This is a genomic window from Cobetia sp. UIB-001, assembly GCF_044789135.1.
Classification (GTDB): domain Bacteria; phylum Pseudomonadota; class Gammaproteobacteria; order Pseudomonadales; family Halomonadaceae; genus Cobetia; species Cobetia amphilecti.
Genome location: NZ_CP058244.1, coordinates 3,428,014 through 3,448,778 on the forward strand (window position 1 = coordinate 3,428,014; position 20,765 = coordinate 3,448,778).

Annotated in this window: 16 protein-coding genes and 1 pseudogene; 3 read left to right on the forward strand and 14 right to left on the reverse strand. The window is 64.9% G+C overall.

What is annotated here, in order from left to right; all coding sequences use genetic code 11:
* Nucleotides 1–146 precede the first annotated feature (146 nt).
* Nucleotides 147–557, forward strand: a complete 411-nt coding sequence (locus HA399_RS14235) for a hypothetical protein (protein ID WP_054555691.1) — start codon at nucleotides 147–149, stop codon at nucleotides 555–557.
* 111 nt (nucleotides 558–668) lie between these two features.
* Here the strand turns inward: HA399_RS14235 and HA399_RS14240 are convergent, their stop codons facing one another.
* The 5 genes and pseudogenes from HA399_RS14240 to HA399_RS14260 form a co-directional block, all read right to left on the reverse strand.
* Complete coding sequence (locus HA399_RS14240) at nucleotides 669–1,283, reverse strand: NTP transferase domain-containing protein (protein WP_404325343.1); 615 nt, start codon at nucleotides 1,281–1,283, stop codon at nucleotides 669–671.
* A 32-nt stretch (nucleotides 1,284–1,315) separates the two neighbouring features.
* Nucleotides 1,316–2,341: an XdhC family protein gene (locus tag HA399_RS14245; protein ID WP_404325344.1), complete on the reverse strand. Its 1,026-nt coding sequence runs from the start codon at nucleotides 2,339–2,341 to the stop codon at nucleotides 1,316–1,318.
* Nucleotides 2,342–2,444: 103 nt separating this feature from the next.
* Entirely contained in the window at nucleotides 2,445–4,829 is a 2,385-nt protein-coding gene (locus HA399_RS14250) for a molybdopterin cofactor-binding domain-containing protein (protein WP_404325345.1), read from the reverse strand.
* Between the two features lie 133 nt (nucleotides 4,830–4,962).
* A pseudogene (locus tag HA399_RS14255) lies at nucleotides 4,963–5,409 on the reverse strand ((2Fe-2S)-binding protein); the annotation flags it as partial.
* A gap of 460 nt (nucleotides 5,410–5,869) precedes the next feature.
* The gene (locus HA399_RS14260) at nucleotides 5,870–6,574 is read right to left on the reverse strand and encodes a GMP synthase (RefSeq protein ID WP_404325346.1); all 705 of its coding nucleotides are present in this window, start codon (nucleotides 6,572–6,574) and stop codon (nucleotides 5,870–5,872) included.
* Between the two features lie 229 nt (nucleotides 6,575–6,803).
* On the opposite strand from HA399_RS14260, the gene HA399_RS14265 reads away from it, so the two are divergent.
* A complete protein-coding gene (locus HA399_RS14265) occupies nucleotides 6,804–7,994 on the forward strand; it encodes an MFS transporter (RefSeq protein WP_404325347.1) in 1,191 nt (396 codons plus the stop codon).
* Between the two features lie 132 nt (nucleotides 7,995–8,126).
* Here the strand turns inward: HA399_RS14265 and astB are convergent, their stop codons facing one another.
* From astB to fabV, 7 genes are all read right to left on the reverse strand, one after another.
* A complete protein-coding gene (gene astB / locus HA399_RS14270; protein WP_404325348.1) occupies nucleotides 8,127–9,473 on the reverse strand; it encodes an N-succinylarginine dihydrolase in 1,347 nt (448 codons plus the stop codon).
* Nucleotides 9,474–9,573: 100 nt separating this feature from the next.
* A complete protein-coding gene (gene astD, locus HA399_RS14275) occupies nucleotides 9,574–11,073 on the reverse strand; it encodes a succinylglutamate-semialdehyde dehydrogenase (protein WP_404325349.1) in 1,500 nt (499 codons plus the stop codon).
* A gap of 150 nt (nucleotides 11,074–11,223) precedes the next feature.
* The gene (gene astA, locus HA399_RS14280) at nucleotides 11,224–12,255 is read right to left on the reverse strand and encodes an arginine N-succinyltransferase (RefSeq protein ID WP_043334418.1); all 1,032 of its coding nucleotides are present in this window, start codon (nucleotides 12,253–12,255) and stop codon (nucleotides 11,224–11,226) included.
* Complete coding sequence (locus HA399_RS14285; RefSeq protein WP_404326990.1) at nucleotides 12,255–13,316, reverse strand: arginine N-succinyltransferase; 1,062 nt, start codon at nucleotides 13,314–13,316, stop codon at nucleotides 12,255–12,257. The genes astA and HA399_RS14285 overlap by 1 nt, the downstream gene beginning before the upstream one ends.
* A 23-nt stretch (nucleotides 13,317–13,339) precedes the next feature.
* Nucleotides 13,340–14,560, reverse strand: coding sequence for an aspartate aminotransferase family protein (locus HA399_RS14290; RefSeq protein ID WP_404325350.1), 1,221 nt, complete (start codon nucleotides 14,558–14,560; stop codon nucleotides 13,340–13,342).
* Nucleotides 14,561–14,716: 156 nt separating this feature from the next.
* Entirely contained in the window at nucleotides 14,717–15,718 is a 1,002-nt protein-coding gene (locus HA399_RS14295; RefSeq protein WP_404325351.1) for a GlxA family transcriptional regulator, read from the reverse strand.
* Between the two features lie 238 nt (nucleotides 15,719–15,956).
* Nucleotides 15,957–17,159, reverse strand: coding sequence for an enoyl-ACP reductase FabV (gene fabV / locus HA399_RS14300; protein WP_043334421.1), 1,203 nt, complete (start codon nucleotides 17,157–17,159; stop codon nucleotides 15,957–15,959).
* Nucleotides 17,160–17,509: 350 nt separating this feature from the next.
* Between fabV and HA399_RS14305 the strand changes: the two genes are divergently transcribed.
* Entirely contained in the window at nucleotides 17,510–17,923 is a 414-nt protein-coding gene (locus HA399_RS14305) for a hypothetical protein (protein WP_107336043.1), read from the forward strand.
* Nucleotides 17,924–18,096: 173 nt separating this feature from the next.
* Here the strand turns inward: HA399_RS14305 and HA399_RS14310 are convergent, their stop codons facing one another.
* Both HA399_RS14310 and HA399_RS14315 read right to left on the reverse strand, forming a co-directional pair.
* The gene (locus tag HA399_RS14310; protein WP_131432691.1) at nucleotides 18,097–18,765 is read right to left on the reverse strand and encodes a transglutaminase-like cysteine peptidase; all 669 of its coding nucleotides are present in this window, start codon (nucleotides 18,763–18,765) and stop codon (nucleotides 18,097–18,099) included.
* A gap of 22 nt (nucleotides 18,766–18,787) precedes the next feature.
* Nucleotides 18,788–20,737 carry an EAL domain-containing protein gene (locus HA399_RS14315; protein WP_404325352.1) on the reverse strand — a complete coding sequence of 650 codons (1,950 nt, stop codon included), beginning with the start codon at nucleotides 20,735–20,737 and terminating at the stop codon, nucleotides 18,788–18,790.
* Nucleotides 20,738–20,765 lie beyond the last annotated feature (28 nt).

A 20,765-nucleotide genomic window follows, 5' to 3' on the forward strand; every position in this document is an offset into this window, starting at 1 on the left:
CAAACGCCACGGGGCGTCGCGGCTTCAGCAACCGCTGAAGCATTGACTCCCCGTTGGCAACACTGCCATTCCGTTCGTGGCATGTTTACTGCTCACGACTCTCGGCATAATGCCCATCAATATTTACCCACTCGGGAGCAGGTGCCATGTACGCCGATACCTTCAATGATCTGGCCCTCGAGGCCGAACTCGAAAACTTCGCGCACCGCTGGTTCTCCATGCTCAACCGCATGGCGCCTGCTATCGAACTGGCGGAGCTGCTGGGCGAGGAGGCTTCCATCCAGCTGCTGGATGAAACCCTGACCGGCAGCGAGTACCTGGCCAACTGGGAGCAGCGTCGCAGCGAGCTGCTGGTCAATGGCCATGCACTCGGCTGGGTGCGTGCCCAGCGCAACAGCCTCGACAGCGCCACCCTGCGCATGGGCGGTGAGCACCGTGCCGCCATGCGCGATGGCAGCGTATTGCACACGCATTTCGACGCCGAGTGGGTGCTCGACCTGAGCTGGGGCGAGCCGCGCATCCAGAGCATCAAGCTGCTGGATATGCGCACGCTGTAACGCGAAAGGAAGACAGCAAAAGGCCCCGTCACTTCAAGGTGACGGGGCCTTTTGCTGTCTGGAGGGGCCTGTTTCCAGCGCACGTGATTTCTTGCAGTTTCAGTTTCTGTCTCAGCCTCTGAGCTTCAGCATCGCTGGCGTGTCGATGTCGTGATGGATACCGGCATCGCCGACTGCCACCTCACGCAGCGCCTCACGATGTCGCGTGATCACCTCACGCGCGCCCTCGCCGCCCTCAAGTGCCGCAAGCTCTGCCCACAGCGTCCGCCCGAACAGTACCGGATGCCCGGGACCGCCCTCGCCTCCAAGCCTCGGTCGCACGATATGCACGCCATCTGCCTGGGCCTCAGCCTGAAGGACATGAAAGGTCTGCGCCGTGATCTGCGCCATGTCCGCCAGCCATACCGCCGCCACCTGCACATGCGCCAATCCGGCCTCATCACTGAGCAGACGGAAGGCATCGCCGAGACTGGCACCGAGGCCGTTGCCCGCCTGCGGCGCACGCCAGATTCGCCCAGCATGCTCACGTGCGAACGCCTCTCCCAGCAATGCGGCGGGGTCATCGTCCTCACGCAGCAGCAGACGCCAGTCCACCTCACAGCACATGACCCGCGACAGCGTCGCCATCAGCAGTGTCTGGCCATCCGCCAGACGCGCCTGACGCTTGTCACTGCCGAAGCGGCGACTCTGCCCCGCGGCCATGACCAGAATGATCGATTCATTCATGGGCGACCTCCCTGCCTGCCCTCTGAGCGACTTCACAGGCTCTCGCGAGCGCGGCCACGGCGGATGCGCACGATATCGGCCATCACCGCCAGCGCGATCTCGGCTGGTGTCTTGCTGCCCAGATTCAGCCCGATCGGCATCACGATGCGCGCGATCTCCTCGGCGCTGAGCCCACCGCTGCGCGCCAGCCGCTCGGCGCGTGCCGTTGAGGTACGCAGCGAGCCCATCACGCCGATATAGAACGCGGGCTGGCGTACCGCCTCGATCATCGCCAGATCATCGATACGCGGGTCGTGGGTCAGCGCGACCACGGCGGTGGCGGCATGACAGCCGCCGGCGGCGATGAAGCGTGACGGCAGCTCGCGGCGCAGGCTGACGCCCTCGAGCGGCGCCTTGCGGGAATCCCAGTCGGCCAGCACTTCCTCGCGCGGCTCGCAGATGATCACCTCGAAGCCGAGGCTGACGGCGAAGGCCGCGCAGGCTTCCGCCACCGGCGAGAGGCCCGCCAGCAGCAGACGCGCCACCGGCCCGACCCGCAGCTGATAGCCGCACGCCTCACCCGCGTGGCCCTCGAGCGGCTCGACCCGCCCCCCCAGCCCGCTGTCGTACTGAAGCGTACGCGCGCCATCTCCCTCCAGCATCACCTGCCGCAGACGCGGCGTCTGGCCCTCGAGTGCTGCGCGCAGCGCCTCGAGATGCGCGATGTCCGTGTCACAGGCCGTGAAGCGCTCGACCAGTACGTCCAGAATGCCGCCACAGGGCAAGGCGATTCCCGCGCCCTGGTGGCCGCCCTCGCCATAGCGGATCACCTGGGCGGGCGCGGTGAATTCCCCGTCAGCCAGGCGCGCCAGAAAGTCCTCCTCGACACAGCCGCCGGACAGCGAACCACGATGTTGCCCATCGGCGCGCGCCACCAGCCAGGTACCCGGCTCACGCGGTGAGGAGCCGAAGGTGGCCAGCACCGTGCACAGCCAGATCGGGCGCGCGGATGGCTCGCCATCTGCGGGTGCCAGCCAGTCGATCGCCTGATGGATCACTTCAAGATCAAGGTGTTGCATCAAAAGTCTCTCATATCAGAAGCCTGCGCATGCTCTGAAGACACGAAACCCGCCACCCGGGCATGCCGGAATGGCGGGTATCAGAGACATTCACTGGAGAAGGTCAGGCCTCGCTGAGCGCGGCCTTGAGCGCCGCCGGACGCATCGGCAGGTCACGCAGGCGCACGCCGACCGCATGCTGAATGGCGTTGGCGATCGCCGGTGCGACCACCGTGGTGCCCGGCTCGCCGAGACCGACCGGCATCTCGGTGCTGTCGACGAATTCGAGATCCATCTGCGGCACCTGATGCATGCGCAGCGGCTGGTAGGCGCCCAGATTCTGCGCCACCGGGCCGCCCTCGCGATATTCGGTGCCTTCGTGCATCGCCATCGAGACGCCCCACAGGAGCGAGCCTTCCAGCTGTGCCATGGCGCCATCTGGATGCGCCAGCGTACCGGCATCGACCACGCTGGTCAGCTTCTCGAGCTTGACCTCGCCCGTGGCGCGATCGACCTTGACCCGTGCCACGCAGGCCACCCAGGTCGGCATGCTGCGTTCCTGGCCGAAGCTCAGAGCCACGCCCATGCCGGTGTCTGCCGGCAGGCTGTCGCGCTCGCTCCAGCCAGACTTCTCCATCACGCGCTTGAGCACGTTGCGCAGACGCTCGGCGCCGCCGGTACTGACCGGCGCCTTGCCGGCGTTGCGGCCTTCGGCGTCCAGCAGCGCGAGACGGAATTCGGCCGGGTCCTGCTCGGCCGCCAGCGCCAGCTCATCGATATGCTGTTCGACCGCCCACAGCGTCCAGCCCGGTGCGACGGAGCGCAGGTAGCCGGGCACGAAGGCCTCGTGAGCGACCTTGTTCTGCTGCGCCCAGACACGCTGGGTGCCGACGTTGTACCAGTGGTCCGCGCCGCTGATGGAGAAGGAATCCAGCTTGCCACCACCTTCGATGGCTTCTGCCATGAAGGCCGGCATCAGGGCTGCCGTCGGCCAGCCGGCGGCGGCGGCGTGCTCGGAGGCCACGACACGTCCCTCGGCATCGAGACCGGAACGCAGGCGCTGCACCGAGGGCGAGCGCACGCAATCGAAGCGGCTGTCATCCGGGCGCGTGAAGATCATCTTCACCGGACGCCCCACGGCCTTGGAGGCCAGCGCTGCCGGCACCGCGTAGTCACCGTGCAGACGACGGCCGAAACCACCGCCCAGATACAGCTGGTGATGGGTGACCTTGCCTTCCTCGAGCTCCAGCGCCTTGGTGACCAGTGAGGTCAGCAGGGACTGCTGCTGGTTGCCGCAGTGGATGTGCCAATGGCCATCTTCTTCGTAGGCCAGCGCATTGGCCGGCTCCAGCGTGAAGTGCAACACGCTTGAGGTGGTGAAGGTGGATTCCACCGTGGTGGCGGCATTCTCGAGCAGCGGCGCAGGGTCGCCCTGATCGACCAGCAGCGAGCCATTGTCGCGGCTCGGCGAGCTGACCAGACGCTGGCCCTCGGCCTGGATCGCCGTCTCGTCGACCTGATAGCTGTCGCCCTTGCTCCACTCGACCTTGAGCAGGTCGGTGGCGCGCATGGCCGCCGAGAAGTTGTCGGCGATGACCGCAAGCCAGCCCTGACAGATGCCGGACGGGTCCTTGAGTTCGATGGTCTGGCGATAACCGATGACCTTGCGGGCCTCGCTGTCATCGACGGCGGTGACCTTGCAGCCGAAGCGGCTCGGCGGCATCACCGGACGCGCATGCAATGTCTTGCCGACACGCGCCTCGATATCTGCCGGCAGGGTGTAGTCGATGCCGTAGACGGCCTGACCGTTGGTCTTGGGCGGCACGTCCAGCGCGTTGCCCCTGGTACCCAGCACGCGACGCTCGGAGGCCGGCTTGAGCTCGATGGCCGCAAGTTCCTCCTCGGAGAAGCTGCGCTCCAGCCCCGCCGCGACGATCTCGCCATAGCTCAGCGACTGATCGCCACTGATGACGCGACCCTTGCGCGCCTTGCAGCTCTCAACCGCCACGCCCATCTGCTGAGCGCCCGCCTCGATCAGCGCGATACGCCCCGCCGCGCCGGCCTGTGACAGCGGCTGGTAGCTCTGGTGAACCGACCAGCTGCCGCCGGTGATCATGTAGCCCCACTTGGGGGCGCTGTCGACGTAATCGACCTTGACGCTGTCCCAGTCGGCCTCAAGCTCCTCGGCCACCAGACGCGCGAGGCTGGTGGCGACGTGCTGGCCCATTTCGGACTTGGTGATATGCACGGTGACGGTGCCATCAGTGGCGATGGCGTACCACATGGTCGGCTCGAAGGCGCCGGCGGACAGCGTCTCGCTGGCCGAACCCTTGCCGTCTGTCCCGGCGGCCAGCGCCGCGCCTGACACGCCGAAGGCCAGCATGGTGGAACCCGCCACACTGCCGATCAGGAAGCCACGCCGCGTGATACCGCCGCGGCTTGAGGAAGTCTTGTGCGCGGCAGCAAGCTCGCGCTGATGCGCGGCCAGCTTGTCATCAAACCTTGCCATGAGACGTCTCCTCGACAGCAGAATGGGATACGGTGCCTGCCGTGGCACGCGGATCGAAGGTGCCGACGCCGGCAGTCGCGGCCGTGGCGTCGGTCTGCTGACCGCTCACCTGGCTGGTGGCACGCTCATTGGCGATGGTGGCGGCACGCTTCACTGCGCGATGGATGCGCACGTAGGCCATGCAGCGACACAGGTTGCCGGCCATGGCGGCGGTGACCTGCTCATCGGTGGGGTCTGGCGTATTCTTGAGGAAGTCGGCGGCCTGCATGATCTGGCCGGACTGGCAGTAACCGCACTGCGGCACCTGCTCCTCGACCCAGGCCTGCTGCAGCGGGTGGTCATCGTTCTCGGCCAGCCCCTCGATGGTGACGATGTCACCACCTTCGGCGGCCAGAACCGGCAGGACACAGGTACGCGCCGCTGTGCCGTTCAGGTGCACGGTACAGGCGCCGCACTGGGCGATGCCGCAACCGAACTTGGTGCCGGTCAGACCCAGGTGCTCACGCAGCACCCATAACAGCGGGGTTTGCGGATCGACCTCGAGACTGACGGCCTTACCGTTCAGAGTGAAGTTGGCCAAGGGGCTTCTCCTCAGGAGCATGAAGCAGGGACAGGATTGGGATACAGAGCTGGAATACAGAGCGGCGCGACGGCACGACTCGACATGGCGTCAGTTGACTGACGCTGCGTGTGTCCGGTGTCAGGGGGCGAACGGCACGTTGCATGTCGGGCAGGCTGCGCGATTGGCATACCCCGAATGGCGAAATTCTACAGGTCACGACCCAGCACCATGGTGCCAAACGGGAAACAGTGTAGTGTCGCGAGACCGAGGCATGACACCAGGCCGGGATATGGCACCCGCCATGGTAAACAGCGCATGTGACATGCATGACAGTATAGCGTTTCGCGGGGTGCGATCGGCAGTGGATTCCACGCAAGCCGGGCACGAGTCGTCACCGATGCCTGGCGGCGCTTGATAGCTGACAGCCCCTGCCAGTTCCTGACGGCTCGTGAAAAAAGCGCCCTGCGCTGGTCAGGCCTCAACGCCAGTGGCGAATGAAGGCCAGCATCCATTGCGTCATCACGGCGCTGTCTGGCGCGACACTCAGGGAGGCTTCGCCCTCGCGCACGCGATGTTCGCCGATCTGTTCGCTACGCAACCTCATCAGGTCACGTGAGTAGGCGGAACTGAACTCGGGATGCCCCTGCACGCCGAGGCAGCTGCCCACCTCGATCAGATAGAAAGCGCAGAAGGCGCTGTCCGCCAGCACCCGGGCATCGACAGGCAGGACACTGACCTGATCCTGATGGCTGACGATGAGATCCAGCCCTGCTTGCGGCGGTTGCATCCAGGGGCGTTGCGCACGGACACGATTGAACGACAGGCCGACACCCCAGCCGCGCGCATGTTTCTCCACCTCGCCCCCCAAGGCCCTGGCGATCACCTGATGGCCGAAGCAGACACCGACCAGCGGCAGCTTTGCCGCATGCACGCGCCGGACGAACTCACACAGTGTCGTGATCCAGGCGAGCCCATCATTGACGCCATGCCTTGACCCGGTGATCAGCCAGCCATCGCAGGCATCCAGCTGCTCGGGAAATTCGCCATCCAGGCAGCGCCAGACGCTGAGCCGGATATCCGGGTCGCTGCGCGTGAGCAGGGCCTGGAACATGGCGGGATAGTTGCCGTGTCGCTCGATGAGGGCCGGATTGACGTCATCACATTGCAGCAGACCGATATGCATCACTACCTCCTGAGATGGGGGGATCGACGACGTCCGCGCCACGACCGCGGCACGACCGTACGTGACAAGCAACGACTGCGCTGTCGCTTCTGCTACCGTCGTTGACGTATTCGGGATGCGCCCATCCATGAGAATAAAGTGGAATATAGAGACCAAAGTCTCAAGGTGATCTTCCGCCCACAGGCAGTGGAGTCCGCAGCACAATGATAACGACAGGGGTGGGCAAGACATGCAACTGAACTGGAAGGCAGCGATCGCGCTGGCAGCGCTGATTCTCGCCATCAATACCGGCGCGCGGCAGGCCATGGGCTTCATGCTGCCACCGATGGCCAGCGAACTCACCTGGGGCATGGGGAGTCTGTCATTCGCGCTCGCCATCCAGAATCTGGTCTTCGGACTGGCCGCGCCCATCGCCAGCAAGCTGTCGGACCGCTTCGGCACGCTCAGCGTCTTCCTCGTCGGTAGCCTGTGCTACGCGGTCGGCATGGGCGTCACCGCCCTCTGGCCGACCCCGACGGTGTGGATGCTGGGCGCCGGCGTGCTGGCCGGCATCGGCATCGGCGCGACCACCTTCCCGCTGGTGCTGGCTGCCGTCACGCGCGTTGTCCCCATTCAGCATCGTGGCATCGGGCTGGGCATCGCCTCGGCCGGCGGCTCCTTCGGGCAGCTGATCTACTCGGTCGCGACCCCGATGCTGGTGCTGATCGACTGGAAGATCGCCATGCTGGCTCTCGGCGCCAGCTGTCTGCTGCTGATTCCCATGGCTCTGCCCTTGCTGCGTCGCCCGCCGGCCGGCAGTGAGGCACCAGCGGAGGATATCCCGAGCCAGGGCCCGCTGCTGCAGGACCGACGCTTTCTGGCGCTCGCCGGCGGCTTCTTCGTCTGCGGCGTGCACGTCGCCTTCATCGCCACCCACCTGCCCAATTTCGTAGTCGCCTGCGGCCTGCCCCTGAACGTGGCCGGCAACACGCTGGCGATCATCGGCGCGCTCAATATCGCCGGCACCATCCTGTTCGGCGCCTGGGGCGGCCGCCGTCATCCGCCGCAGCTGTTGATGCTGATCTATCTGTGCCGCGCCGCGCTGGTGATGGCGATGGTGGTCATCCCGCCCAGCAGCATGCTGCTCTACGCCTTCGGCGCGATCATGGGCATTCTGTGGCTGTCGACGGTGCCGCTGACTAGCCAGGCCGTCGCGCTCTACTTCGGTCAGAAGCGTCAGGCCTTCGTGTTCGGCATGGTGCTGGCCGCTCATCAGGTCGGTGCCTTCCTGGGGGCCTGGGGCGGTGGCGTGGTCTATCAGCTGACCGGCAGCTACGACCTGCTGTGGATCTCCAGCGGTATTTTCGGTCTGCTGGCCGCCATCGTGCACTGGCCGGTGCGCCGCGAGCCCACGCGCATGATCCAGCCACAGCTGGCCTGAATCGCGCCACGGCATCCGCCGCTCACATCTCAGGCTTCAGAGCACACATCTCGGATCACATATCCACAACGACACAGCCCCCACCGGCGAGACCGATGGGGGCTGTGTCGTTGTGGACTTCAGCGGGGACGATCAGCGCTGGAAGGCGTAGACATTGCCGACCTTCAACAGCCGCGTCAGCTCATCCAGTGCCGACAGTGTCTCCTCGGCCAGCTGCGGATCGGCGAGGTCTGCCGGCGTCAGGCTGTCACGGTAGTGACGCTTGACCCAGTCACCCAGCTCGGCATGCAGCGTATCGCTCATCATCACGCGCCCGGACAGCGCGTGGTGCTCGGCGTCGCTGAGCACCACGCGCAGACGCAGACAGGCCGGGCCACCGCCATTGCGCATGCTCTGCTTCACGTCCTTGACCAGCACTTCGCCGATCGGATTCGGGCCGGCCAGAATCGCATTCTGCAGCGCGTTCCACACCGCCTCGTTCTCCTGACACTCGCCCGGCACCACCAGCGTCATGCTGCCATCGTCGTTGGAGAGCAGCTGCGAGTTGAACAGGTAGGAGGAGACGGCATCCTCGAGGCTGACGGCTTCCAGCGGCACGCGGATCGGGACCAGCGGCGTGGACAGCTTGGCGCGAATCTCATCAAGCACCGCCTCTTCATCGCGGAAGGCCAGCTCGTGATAGAACAGCACCGGGCCATTGCCCACCGCGATGACGTCGTTGTGGAAGACGCCGGCATCGATGGCATCCGGGTGCTGCTGGGCGAACACCACCTGCTCTTCGCTCAAGCCATGCTGACGCGCGACGGCCTGACTGGCTTCCAGCGTCTGGCGCGCCGGATAGCGACGCGGTTCGACACCATCACCGCCGAAGGCCTGACGGCCATAGACGTAGAGATGCACGCCCGGCCCGCCGTGGCCATCGCACAGCCGCGTATGGTTGGCGGCGCCCTCATCGGAGAAGGCCGGCGTCGCGGGCAGCGCGGGGTGATGCGCGAAGTGGCCATCGTCGGCGAAGATGGCACCCAGGATGCGCCCGGTGGTCGCCGGCTCCAGGTAGCGGTGGAAGCTGGATTGCAGGTTGGCCGGCGTGAAATGCACGCGGCCATCACCACTGTCGCGCGACGGCGTGACGGTGGCGGCGTTGGCTGTCCACATGCTGGAGGCGGAACACACCGCACGCAGAAGCTGCGGTGCCTGCTCGCTGGCCGCCTTCAACACCTGGGCGTTGCTGCCGGTGAAGCCGAGGTCGCGCAGTGCGCCAAGGTCCGGGCGCTGCTGCGGTAGCAGAATCCCCTGTGCATAACCCAGATCCGCCAGCGACTTCATCTTGTCGAGGCCCTGCAGCGCGGCTTCGCGCGGGTTGGAGGCCAGCCCGCCGTGGCGCATCGAGGCCACGTTGCCATGCGCCAGACCGGCGTAGTTGTGGGTCGGGCCGACCAGGCCATCGAAATTGATCTCTTGATACAGGGTGTCGGACATGAAGGTCTCCTGCCACGACGCCTTGCCAGCTCAGCAAACAGGCACGGCGGGCGTCGTGGTCAACAATGGGTAAGCGGCAGCGGTGCCCGAACGGACGGCCTTACAGACGGATACCGGCCGGCAGGCTCGCGGGCAGCGCCAGCTCCTCGGCTTCCATCGAGGCGACCGGATAGCTGACATAGTCGGCGGCGTAATAGGCGCTGGGGCGATGGTTGCCGCTGTCACCGATGCCGCCGAAGGGCGCATCGCCGGAGGCGCCGGTGGTCTGGCGGTTCCAGTTGACGATGCCCGCGCGAATGCGCAGCAGGAAGTCGTCCCAGTCAGCGCGATCGCCCCCGATCAGCCCGGCCGAGAGGCCGTAGCGGGTGTCATTGGCCAGCGCGAGGGCGTCGTCCCAATCGGTGTAGCGATGGATCTTGAGCAGCGGACCGAAGAATTCCTCGTCCTCGAGCGCAAGGCCGGTAACATCGATCAGCGCCGGGCTGAGCAGACTGGTGCCCTCTTCCACCTGCTGCATGCGCACGATGACGTTGCCGCCCAGCGCTTCGAGATCGTCCTGCACCTTGAGCAGCCCCTCGGCCGCGGCGACGCTTGCCAGGCCGCCATAAAAGGGGGCGTCCTGCGCGAACTGCCCCGCCACCCGCAGCTCGCGCAACACCGTGGCCAGTGTCTCGATCAGGCGATCACCGACCTCGCCCTGCGGCACGATCAGGCGCCGCGCACAGGTACAGCGCTGACCGCCCGAGGCGAAGGCCGACTGGATGATCGCCAGCACCGCGGCGGCTTCATCCTGCACATCGCGCACCACCAGCGGGTTGTTGCCGCCCAGCTCCAGCGCCAGCAGCTTGCCGACCTGACCGGCGAACTGGCGGTGCAGCAGCTTGCCGACCTTGGCACTGCCGGTGAACAGCAGCCCATCGATGCCTTCGGACTGGGACAGGGCCTGGCCGACTTCCGCCGCGCCCTGCACCAGATTGATCACGCCGGCGGGCAGGCCCGCGGCCTCCCAGCACTGCAGGGTGAGATCGGCGGTGGCCGGGGTCAGCTCGGAGGGCTTGAACACGCAGGCATTGCCCGCCAGCAGCGCCGGCACCATGTGGCCGTTGGGCAGATGGCCCGGGAAGTTGTAGGGGCCGAAGACCGCCATCACACCGTGCGGACGGTGGCGCAGGACTGCCTGGGTGCCCGCGACATCCCTGGCGCGCTCGCCGGTACGCTCGTGATAGGCCTTCACCGAGATCGCGATCTTGCCGATCATCGCGCCGACCTCGGTGCGCGCTTCCCACAGCGGCTTGCCGGTTTCGCTGGCGATGCTGATCGCCAGCGCTTCGCGGTGCTGCTCCAGCTGATCGCGGAAGCGCTCCACCACCGCCAGACGCGCCTCGAAGCCCAGGCGCGCCCAGGTCGGGAATGCCTGACGCGCTGCCGCGACGGCCTGCTCGACCTGCTCGGCAGTGGCAGCGGCGCCCTGCCACAGACGTGCGTGGGAGACGGGGTCGGTCTTGGTGAAGGATGCAGCCTCGCCCGCTTGCCACGCGCCGTCGATGAAGAGCTGTTGACGCACGTTGAGTGTGGCGGGAGTCGAATTCGTAGTGGTCATGGCATGCCTCATCGAAAGGGCGCGCCGCGCGAGCGACGCTGAACAAGGAGTAACGGGGCAGTTGGCGATCTGCCCCGCTGATGGCAAAAGGACGCAAGGCGGTATGCGCCTCGAGATGGCGCGAAGAAGCGGATGCCCGTGGCGGACGCTTCAGCCGGCCAGCACGCGCAGCGTGTCGCCGCCGGTGACGCCGAGGCGTTCGGCCTCATCACGGTGGAGACGCACATGGCAGGCGCCGGAGTCGTCCCGGGTGACGTCGTGGCTGATCCAGCTGGCACGGAAGTCGGCCATGCCGGTAGTGGCAGCCATCACGGCGGGACGCTCGCAGGCCGGGGCATCAGACGCGATGACCTCGACACTCGCCAGCTGACTGTCACGCACGGCGCGCACATCATCGATATAGGCCTCGACCGTCGGGCCGCCATCGAAGATGTCGACGTAGCCTTCCCAGCGCAGGCCTTCCTTCTTGAGCATCGCCACCGCCGGACGGGTGTGCTCATGCACCTGCCCGATGGCGGCCCGCGCGGGCTCGGAGAGAAACGGCGTATAGATCGGGAACTTGGGCATCAGCTCGCCGATGAAGCTCTTCTGGCCCATGCCGGTGAGGCGGTCGGCCTCATTGAAGTCCATCGGGAAGAAGTGGCTGCCCAGACACTCCCAGAACGGGCTGCGCCCTTCGGGCGTGAAGACACCGCGCATCTCGGCCAGCACCTTGTCGGGGAAGGCCGCGCGGAACTGGGCCATGAACAGCCAGCGCACCTTGGAGAGCAGCGCGCCGTTGCGGTCCTTGCGCCAGCCCTCACGCAGGAACAGCGAGCAGACCTCGGCATCGCCGGTGTGATCGGAGCACAGCGTCAGCGTATCCAGGGTGCGATGCAGATCGAGCTGCACCGAGGAATGCGCCAGCGAACCGAGACGGTAGTGATAGAACGGCGCATCGGTGCCCACGCAGGCCTCGATGGCACAGCAGCCCGCGATGCTGCCATCGCGATCATCCTCGAGCACGAAGAAGTACAGGCGATCATCGCTGGGTTCGCGGCCCTCGAAGGCGGCCAGGGTGCGCTCTATCTTGGCGCTGAGAAACTCATGATTGTCCGGCAGCGAGGTGAAGCCGACACCGGTTTCCCGCGCCAGTACCTTGAGGCCTTCGATATCGTGTCGAGCGATAGGACGAATGCGCATTACAACTCTCCCTCATCCATCGTCGGCAATGGCATCGGCACGGCAAGCACCGCACGCCCCTCTTCCACGCCCAGCACCTCGGCCTGCTGCGGCGTCAGCATCAACTGGCCGGTCGGCGTCAGGGCGTAGCGCGCCAGCACGCAGCGGAAATCGCCGAGACGCTGGTTGGCCACCATCGCCGGCACCGCATCCGGCAGGCTTTCCTGCGGGCGGATACGCACCGGATGCCAACCGCACTGCTTGAAGGTGTGCAGACGCTCGCACTCCGCCAGCAGCAAGGGGCCGGCATCGAAGATGTCGACATGACGCGAGCGCGAGAAGCCCTCGGCGAGCATCTCCTGCATGGCGTACTCATGGCGCGGATTCTCACGCCCGATGGCGGCACGCGCCTGGGGGGTGAGCAGCGGCAGATAGAGCGGGAACGGCGGCATGACCTCGGCGATGAAGCTCTTGGAGCGCACCCCCGCCATCTGATTGATTTCATTGAAATCACGATCAAAGAAGTGCTGGCCGACGCTGTCCCAGAACGGGCTGACCTGACGCTCGTCGTGCGTTTCCAGATAGCCCGGGAAGGCCACCGCCAGTTCCGTGGCGAAGCGCTCCGGGTACTGAGCGATGAACATCAGGCGTGCGCGGCGCAGCAGGCTGTCCGCATCCGTCTCGCGGTAGCGGGCATCCAGCGACAGCGCGCACAGCAGCGTGGCATCCGACACCTCATGCGACAGCGACAGCGTCTGCACTTCGTGGCGCACGTTGAGCTGCTGCGAGGCGTGGATCAGCGTCTCCTGACGATAGGTGTAGTAGGCCTCCCGCGCGCCAGCCTCGGCGCGCAGAGAGGCGGTACCGACCACTTCGCCAGTGTCGAGATCTTCCAGCACGAAGCAGTAGATCTCATCGCCCGGGAAATCGATCTCGGCACGCAGGCTGCGCTGGGAGCGCAGAATGCGCTCCTCGAGGCGGTCACGATGTGCCGGCAGATTGGTCAGGCGAGGCGTGGCCGTGGCCGCGAGCCGCTCGAGGGCGAGCAGATCGCGGCTTTCGGCAGGCCGCACCACCAGCATCGGGGCACTGCTCATGGCGCTGCTCATGCAGATGCAGAGGCGGCGACGAAGTTCGCCACGGCGCGGTCGAGCTTGTCGAGACCGCTCTGGATCTCTTCTTCGCTGATCACCAGCGACGGCGCCAGACGCAGTACGTCAGGGCCGGCGATCAGCACCATCAGGCCTTCTTCCATCGCCAGGTTGAGAATGTCCTTGGCACGCCCCGCGTAATCCGGCGCCATCTGGGCACCGATCAGCAGGCCCATGCCACGCACTTCCTTGAAGACACCGTGACGCTGGGCGATGCCTTCCAGGCCGTTGCGCAGCAGCTGGTGGCGGTGCGCGACACCGTCGAGGGTTTCCGGGGTATCGATGGTCTCGAGCGCCGCCAGACCCACGGCACACGCCAGCGGGTTGCCGCCATAGGTGGAACCGTGAGTGCCGATGGCCATGGCCGGTGCGATGCGATCGGTGGTCAGCATGGCGCCCAGCGGGAAGCCGCCGCCGATGCCCTTGGCGGTGGTCAGGATGTCCGGCACCACACCGAAGTGCTGGTAGGCGTACAGGTGGCCGGTACGCCCGGCACCGCTCTGGACTTCATCGAAGATCAGCAGCGCATCGTGCTGGTCACACAGCTCACGCAGTCCTTCGAGGAATGCCTGCTCGCCCGGGATGATGCCGCCCTCGCCCTGCAGCGGCTCGACGATGATCGCGCAGGTGTCATCGCCCATCAGCTCGCGCACGGAGTCGAGATTGTTGAATTCGGCGTGCTGAATACCGCCCGGAATCGGCCCGAAGCCCTGGGAATACTTGGGCTGGCCACCGACGCTGACGGTGAAGAAGGTGCGGCCATGGAAGGACTGACGGAAGGAGATGATCTTGTCCTTCTTCTCGCCATGGGTGTCGTGGGCGAAACGACGCGCCAGCTTGAGCGCGGCCTCGTTGGCCTCACCACCGGAGGAGCAGAAATAGACCTTGTCGGCGAAGGTGCGCTCGGTCAGCGCCTTGGCCAGCGCCAGTGCCGGCTCGTTGGTGTAGACGTTGGACAGGTGCCAGACCTTGTCGGCCTGGTCCTTGAGCGCCTTGACGAGCGCCGGGTGGCAGTGGCCCAGCGAGGTGACGGCGATGCCACCGGCGAAGTCGATGTACTCGCGACCTTCCTGATCCCACAGACGGCTACCCTCGCCGCGTACCGGAATGGCAGCCTGGGGTGCGTAGTTGGGCACCATGGCATGGTCGAAATCGGCACGGGTCAGCTGGGTCATCGTCTCTTCCTCATCGCGGGGTCTTGGCGTGGCCGGCCGATGATCGGCAAGCCACGGGTCATGACACTCGAGTATAGGGAGGCGAGATGACAAAGACTTTCAGCGAAAGGACGACGACTTATGTCATGAGGCGACTTTTGTCATCCAGGGCAGGTGTCAGGCCTGCAACATGAGACGTTCGTCGCGGGGGCTGCGCCCGAAATGGTTGCGAAACGCCGTGGAGAAGTGAGCGGCGCTGGAAAAGCCGGTGGCCAGCGCGATCTCACCGATCGGCTGATCGCTCTCGCGCAGCAGCTGGCGCGAACGCGCCAGGCGGAGATCCAGATAGTAGCGGCTGGGCACCGCCTGCAGATGCTTCTTGAACAGCCGCTCCAGCTGACGCCGCGAGATGCCGAGGTGCTCGCCGATCTCGTGGGTGGACAGCGGCTCCTCGATATTGGCCTCCATCAGCGTCACGGCCTCCACCAGCGGCTGGGGCACATGGGCGAAACGGTTCTTGAGCGGCACGTGCTGCGGCTCGTCCGCCAGTCGGATGCGTTCACAGACGAAGTGCTCGGAGACCTTCTCGGCCAGCGCGCGGCCATGCTGCTGGGCGATCAGCGTCATCATCATGTCCATTGCCGCGGTACCGCCGCCGCAGGTGACACGATCGCGGTCCAGCTCATAAAGCTGATGGGAGACGTTGACCTGCGGGAAGTCGCGGCGGAAGGATTCGGCGCGCTGCCAGTGAATCGTCGCACGATAGCCATCGAGCAACCCGGCGCGAGCCAGCTCACGAGTGCCGGTGGAGATGCCGCCCAGCATCACGCCACGCTCGGCCAGACGCTTGAGCCAGGCCAGCAGCGCGGGATTCGAGGCTACCTCCTGCAGGCTCGCCTCGCCCGCAGGCTGAGCACCGCACACGAACAGGGCATCCAGATGGCGCGAATCACTGGCGACCAGACTGTCCGGCGAGAGACTCAAGCCCGCCGCGGATGCCACGCCGCGCCCGTCAAGCGCGAAGGTGACGGCCCGATAGAGTGTCTGCCCCGCGAGCTGGTTGGCCACCTGCAGCGGCTCCAGCGCACAGGCCTGGGACAACAACGAGAAGCCGGGCAGCAGCACGAAGCCTATCTGGCGTTGCTGGGCCTGGGGGGAAACCAGTGAATCCACGGGCATGAGTGTGAGTCGAGGTCCGTCGCGTGAGGGTGGCGCCATATTGTGCCATGCCTCTGGGACTTGTGCCTGGCCCTCACTGGCATGACGCTCGAGATGAGACCGCCAAACGCGACGACGCCACCCCGAAGGATGGCGTCATCAGTGCTCAACGTGCAGTGCTCAGCGATCAGCGCTCAGGTCTCAGCGAGCTGCCAAGACCTCTGCGCTTATGCCGAGGCGCGCTTATGTTGAGGCGCTCTTACATCTGAACGACATCGAACTCGACATCGGTGGCGACATCGGCATCGTAGTCGACGTCATCACGGGTGAAGCCGAACAGCTTCAAGAATTCCTGCTTGTAGCTGGCGTAATCAGTGATGTCGAACAGGTTGTCGCTGGTGACCTGCGGCCACAGTTCCTGACAAGCCTGCTGGACGTCGTCCTTCAGCTCCCAGTCGTCGAGACGCAGACGGCCGGACTCGTCGGTGGCGATCTCGCCTTCGCCGTAGAAGCGCTCGGCGTAGAAGCGGTTGAGCTGCTCGATGGTGCCTTCGTGCAGGCCCTTCTCCTTCATGATCTTGTAGACCATGGAGATGTAGAGCGGCATGACCGGGATCGCGGCGCTGGCCTGGGTGACCACGGACTTGAGCACGGCCACGTGGGCACGACCACCCTTGGCGGACAGCTTCTCGTGGATGCTGCCGGCGGCGCGGTCCAGATCTTCCTTGGCGCGACCCAGCGCACCGTGCCAGTAGATCGGCCAGGTGATCTCAGTGCCGATGTAGCTGAAGGCGACGGAGCGGGCGCCCTCAGCCAGCACGCCGGCGTCGTCCAGCGCCTGCATCCACAGCTCCCAATCCTGACCACCCATCACGGTGACGGTATCTTCGATTTCCTGTTCGGTGGCCGGCTCGACCTCCGCTTCGATGATGGTGTCCTTGTTGGTGTCGATGGCAGTCGCGCGGTAGGTCTCGCCGATCGGCTTGAGCACGGAGCGCTTCACTTCACCGCTGTCCGGCAGCTTGCGCACCGGCGAGGCCAGCGAGTAGACGACGAGGTCGACTTCGCCCATGTTGGCCTTGATCAGTTCGATGGCCTTGGCGCGTGTCTCATGCGAGAAGGCATCGCCGTTGATGGCCTGGCTGTAGAGGCCTTCCTGCTTGGCGAACTTGTCGAAGGCGGCAGAGTTGTACCAGCCTGCGGTGCCGGCCTTCTTCTCGGTGCCCGGCTTCTCGAAGAACACGCCCAGGGTATCGGCGCCATAGCCGAAGGCTGCCGTGATGCGTGCCGCGAGGCCATAGCCGCTGGAAGAACCGATCACCAGCACCTTCTTCGGACCACCGTCACGCTTGTCACCGACTGTCTTGCGGGTGATGGCGATCTGCTCGGCGACATTCTGCTCGCAGCCCTTGGGATGTGTGGTGGTGCAGATGAAGCCACGAACCTTGGGTTTGATGATCACGTAAAGAACCTCGTTTGCTGTTGGCCCGGCGTGTACCCGCCGATGCGATACTCGCTTCACCCTGACAGCAGGCAATGGCCGTCCTTGGATGGTGAAGCGTATCGTGAAATAGGGCGTTCGAATCCCGTAAAGCAGGCTCAGTGCCAGCTCATGGGCGCTATTCTAGCGGCTGTCGGCGACGCTGTCCGCCCTGCCGTCATGATCCGCCATCTGCCTGCATATCACTGGAGCCAGCCGCGGCGGCTGCCGTATCATGTAGGCCTTTTCACGTACTGCCATTCCACTGCCGTCCTGCATTCGCCGCTGATTGCCAGCCGCACTGTCCGACAGGCTCTGCCCAGGATGTTTTCATGAACGATCAGAACGCTCACCTCGCCCCCGATGTGGCCGCCCTGCTCGAGCGCCGACAGGACATCTGGCTGGCGCTGTCTCCACTGTGGCTGGAACGCGAACCGCGTGAAGCCGAGTATCAGCACATGGCAGAAGTCGTCGAGGCCCAGGGGTTGAGCTTCCAGGAACTGGAAAAGCTCTATCGGCTGGAGATGGCGCCGGTACTGGTGCGAGAACAGGTCAGCATGACGCCCAACTTCAAGGGCTTCGATGACAGCCAACTGCTGTCACGCCTGCTGCAGCATACGCATCGTCTGACACGTGGCCGGCGCATGTTCTGGCTGCTGTTTTCGGGGCTGGCCACGATGCCGAGTCGTCATCGCTACGGCAATCTGCTCGAGATCCTGCACCTGCGCGGCAATACGCCCCGCTAATGCGACACCCGCAATCTGCACGGGGCAGCTCGCAAGGGCTCTGGCCTGCAACGCCCGAATGGCAAGACACCCCGTGACCGGAAGGTCACGGGGTGTCTTGTCGTGCTGTAGTGCTTAGTAGTGCTTAGAGCAGAGCTCAACCGTCATTCCTCGAGGGGCTGGCGACGCCAGGCTCATGGCCGTTTATGACGCGGCACTCTCAGCACCCCTTGTGCGCGGCGCTTCTGCCAATCAGACAGACTTGAAAGGCCTCGGCTGTCGCTGATGCGCTTGCCCCCTTCCAGACGTTTGCTCATCCACAGCGCACTGCCATTGAAGCTGTAGATAGGCAGCAGGTCCGTGCGCTCACTGGCCGGCAGGATGGAACTGTTCAGGTTGTCCAGTACATCAGGATTGCGCGTATTGGCACCCTGATAGGTCACGACCATGTGGAACTGGTTGAGGCTGAGCGCCTTGACGTAGTGCAGGCGCAGGCGGTCTTCCGGTACGCCAAGCTCGCGCAGGGTCAGGTACTTGGCCATGGCGAAGTCATCGCAATCACCGGCCCCTGCCCCCAGAAACTCCTGCGGCGTCGCCCAGTAATCGGTCGCTCCCCAGACGCTGAGGTCATCGGTGAAGTTGAGACGATTGAAGAAATCGTTCACTTCGCTCAACTGACGCCTGACCGGCGCGTCCTCCAGGCGCTGCAACAGTTGCTGCCATTGCTGCACACGATTCCAGCCACCTGTCCCGTAGATCTGGATGAACTGGCGGGAATCCACCGCCTGTGCCAGACCCGCACCGAGCGACAACGCCAGCAGCACCCCGACCGCAAGACCCTCCCACCAGCGGCGATGATTCATGTCGAGGCACCCTGAATGTCACTTAGCGAGGCATATCTTCTGCTGGATTGGCGAGCCTTGCCATGACATCGACTGCCGGTGACACGAAGCCCTGATAGCCATCTGCGCCCAGCGACATCGCCCGCTCCTGATCCGCCTCGGACTCGACGCGGGTCACGATGACCTGCGACTCGACCTGATGCGCGGTCATGCACAGACTCTGCAACAGCTCGGTGTCGACATCTTCGCGCTTGAAGAACGCCTGGTCGATCTTGACGTAATCAGGCCGCAGTGCCGACAGATAGCTGAGCTCCTTCAGCTCTCGGGCGAAGCGGTCGATGCCGCCCCGCGCCCCCAGACGACGAGCATGTCGGAACAGCATCTTGATACGCTCCTGATGCCTGAGGGCGATGCTTTCGGACACCTCGATATCCAGACGCTTGCACAGGCGCGGATGCGCCGCCAACCAATTGAGCAGACCAATATAACGGGCTTCATCGTCGAAGGTTTCTTCGGTCAGGTTGAGCGCCAGCCTGGGCACTTCAATCCGGTCGATATAGGACGCCAGCCACTCCAGAGCGCGCAGATCGAACTGCGCCCCCATGCGGAAATGGCGAATCACGGGCAGGAAATCACCCGCACGATGCAGTTCATCACCATCGCGCAGACGGGCAAACAACTCGCGATGGAGCTCACCACCATCGTTGAGCAACACCGGCTGGGCAACGAAGTCGAGTCCCTTGGGGGAATCCAGGGCCTTTTCGATGATCTCGCGCCACTCGCCTCGCGGACGCGCACGCCCACCCGCAGGGGCCAGTTCCACGCCCGACCCTTGCTCGATGGCATGACGAAGCGTGGCATCTGCAACGGCATACATCTGGGTGCGCTGCATGCCCGGCTCACGCCGAACGGCGCCAAGAGCACAGTTCTCCGGCGGAGTATCCACCAGCGGATTGGCATCCAGCAGATTGTCGATGTCCTCCGCCAATAGCGTGAGAAACTCCTGAAGCCGAGTCTCGTCGGTTTCAGGCAGCAACAGGCCGAAATCACTATTGGCCAGACGCGCGGCAATGATCGCCTCACCCGCCAGTTCGCGATCTTCCAGCTTGCGCGCGATGGCTTTCACCAGGGCGTCGCGCCCCTTGTAGCCCTGCTCGCGATACACCACCTCGATATGCGACACGCGCAGCAACGCGAAGCTGCCACCCATCGGCTCACTCAGCCACTCATCGACCGCTCGATTCAAATAGCCACGATTGCCAAGCCCCGATACCGAGTCTTCTTCCGCCTGGCGCTGCAGACGCGCCAACTGCGCGGCCTGAGCCTCGAACTGGGTCTGCAGGCGCTGCCCAAGACGATTGACCGCCGAGGTGATGCCCTTGAGCTCCGCCACGCTGGTCTCTTCCAGCGGCGCGTCGAAGCGCTGCGTCTCCATCTCATTGAGTCGAGACGATAGACGCTCCAGCGGGCGCAGCAGACGACGCATGACCAATGAGGCAATAAGCAGCGTGATCAGACCGCCCAGCAACAGCCACAGCGCCAGACGCTTGGCCAGCTGCCAGAGCTGGTCATAGCCCTGGGCAGATTCGCCGGTCAGGCTGATCGTGCCCAGCGACGCCCAGCCACCCGGCAGCTCGCGGCTCGCCGATTCCACCGGCATGGGAATCAGGTCACGAAACCACTGCGGGGCCAGACTCTCGCGCACGACATTGAAAGCGATGGGTGTCGCGATGGCCACGCTCTCCAGCCTGGCATCGCGCACATGACCACCATCCACCGTGGCACGTATCAGGGCTTCGGCACTGGCGGCATCGCCAAGCTCTACATGTGGCACCAGCGCGAGACTCAGGCTCTGGGCGAGATTCGAGAGTTCGACGCGTTGTCGTTCGGCCAATGCATCACGGGTGTTGTTGACCTGGATGAAGAAGATACCGAGGGAGAACCCCAACAATACCAGCAACATCAAGGTAAACAGGCGGCGCGAAAGACTCATCTGATTTCCTCATCAACCATCAGCATGG

What these genes read in the sequence shown, in the direction of transcription:
- HA399_RS14250 (WP_404325345.1), bottom strand. Translation starts at nt 4,829, where the DNA reads ATGGCAAGGTTTGATGACAAGCTGGCCGCGCATCAGCGCGAGCTTGCT.
- astA (WP_043334418.1), bottom strand. Translation starts at nt 12,255, where the DNA reads ATGCGCATTCGTCCTATCGCTCGACACGATATCGAAGGCCTCAAGGTA.
- HA399_RS14235 (WP_054555691.1), top strand. Translation starts at nt 147, where the DNA reads ATGTACGCCGATACCTTCAATGATCTGGCCCTCGAGGCCGAACTCGAA.
- HA399_RS14240 (WP_404325343.1), bottom strand. Translation starts at nt 1,283, where the DNA reads ATGAATGAATCGATCATTCTGGTCATGGCCGCGGGGCAGAGTCGCCGC.
- HA399_RS14285 (WP_404326990.1), bottom strand. Translation starts at nt 13,316, where the DNA reads ATGCTGGTGGTGCGGCCTGCCGAAAGCCGCGATCTGCTCGCCCTCGAG.
- HA399_RS14315 (WP_404325352.1), bottom strand. Translation starts at nt 20,737, where the DNA reads ATGAGTCTTTCGCGCCGCCTGTTTACCTTGATGTTGCTGGTATTGTTG.
- astB (WP_404325348.1), bottom strand. Translation starts at nt 9,473, where the DNA reads ATGTCCGACACCCTGTATCAAGAGATCAATTTCGATGGCCTGGTCGGC.
- astD (WP_404325349.1), bottom strand. Translation starts at nt 11,073, where the DNA reads ATGACCACTACGAATTCGACTCCCGCCACACTCAACGTGCGTCAACAG.
- HA399_RS14305 (WP_107336043.1), top strand. Translation starts at nt 17,510, where the DNA reads ATGAACGATCAGAACGCTCACCTCGCCCCCGATGTGGCCGCCCTGCTC.
- HA399_RS14245 (WP_404325344.1), bottom strand. Translation starts at nt 2,341, where the DNA reads ATGCAACACCTTGATCTTGAAGTGATCCATCAGGCGATCGACTGGCTG.
- HA399_RS14265 (WP_404325347.1), top strand. Translation starts at nt 6,804, where the DNA reads ATGCAACTGAACTGGAAGGCAGCGATCGCGCTGGCAGCGCTGATTCTC.
- HA399_RS14295 (WP_404325351.1), bottom strand. Translation starts at nt 15,718, where the DNA reads ATGCCCGTGGATTCACTGGTTTCCCCCCAGGCCCAGCAACGCCAGATA.
- HA399_RS14310 (WP_131432691.1), bottom strand. Translation starts at nt 18,765, where the DNA reads ATGAATCATCGCCGCTGGTGGGAGGGTCTTGCGGTCGGGGTGCTGCTG.
- HA399_RS14260 (WP_404325346.1), bottom strand. Translation starts at nt 6,574, where the DNA reads ATGCATATCGGTCTGCTGCAATGTGATGACGTCAATCCGGCCCTCATC.
- HA399_RS14290 (WP_404325350.1), bottom strand. Translation starts at nt 14,560, where the DNA reads ATGACCCAGCTGACCCGTGCCGATTTCGACCATGCCATGGTGCCCAAC.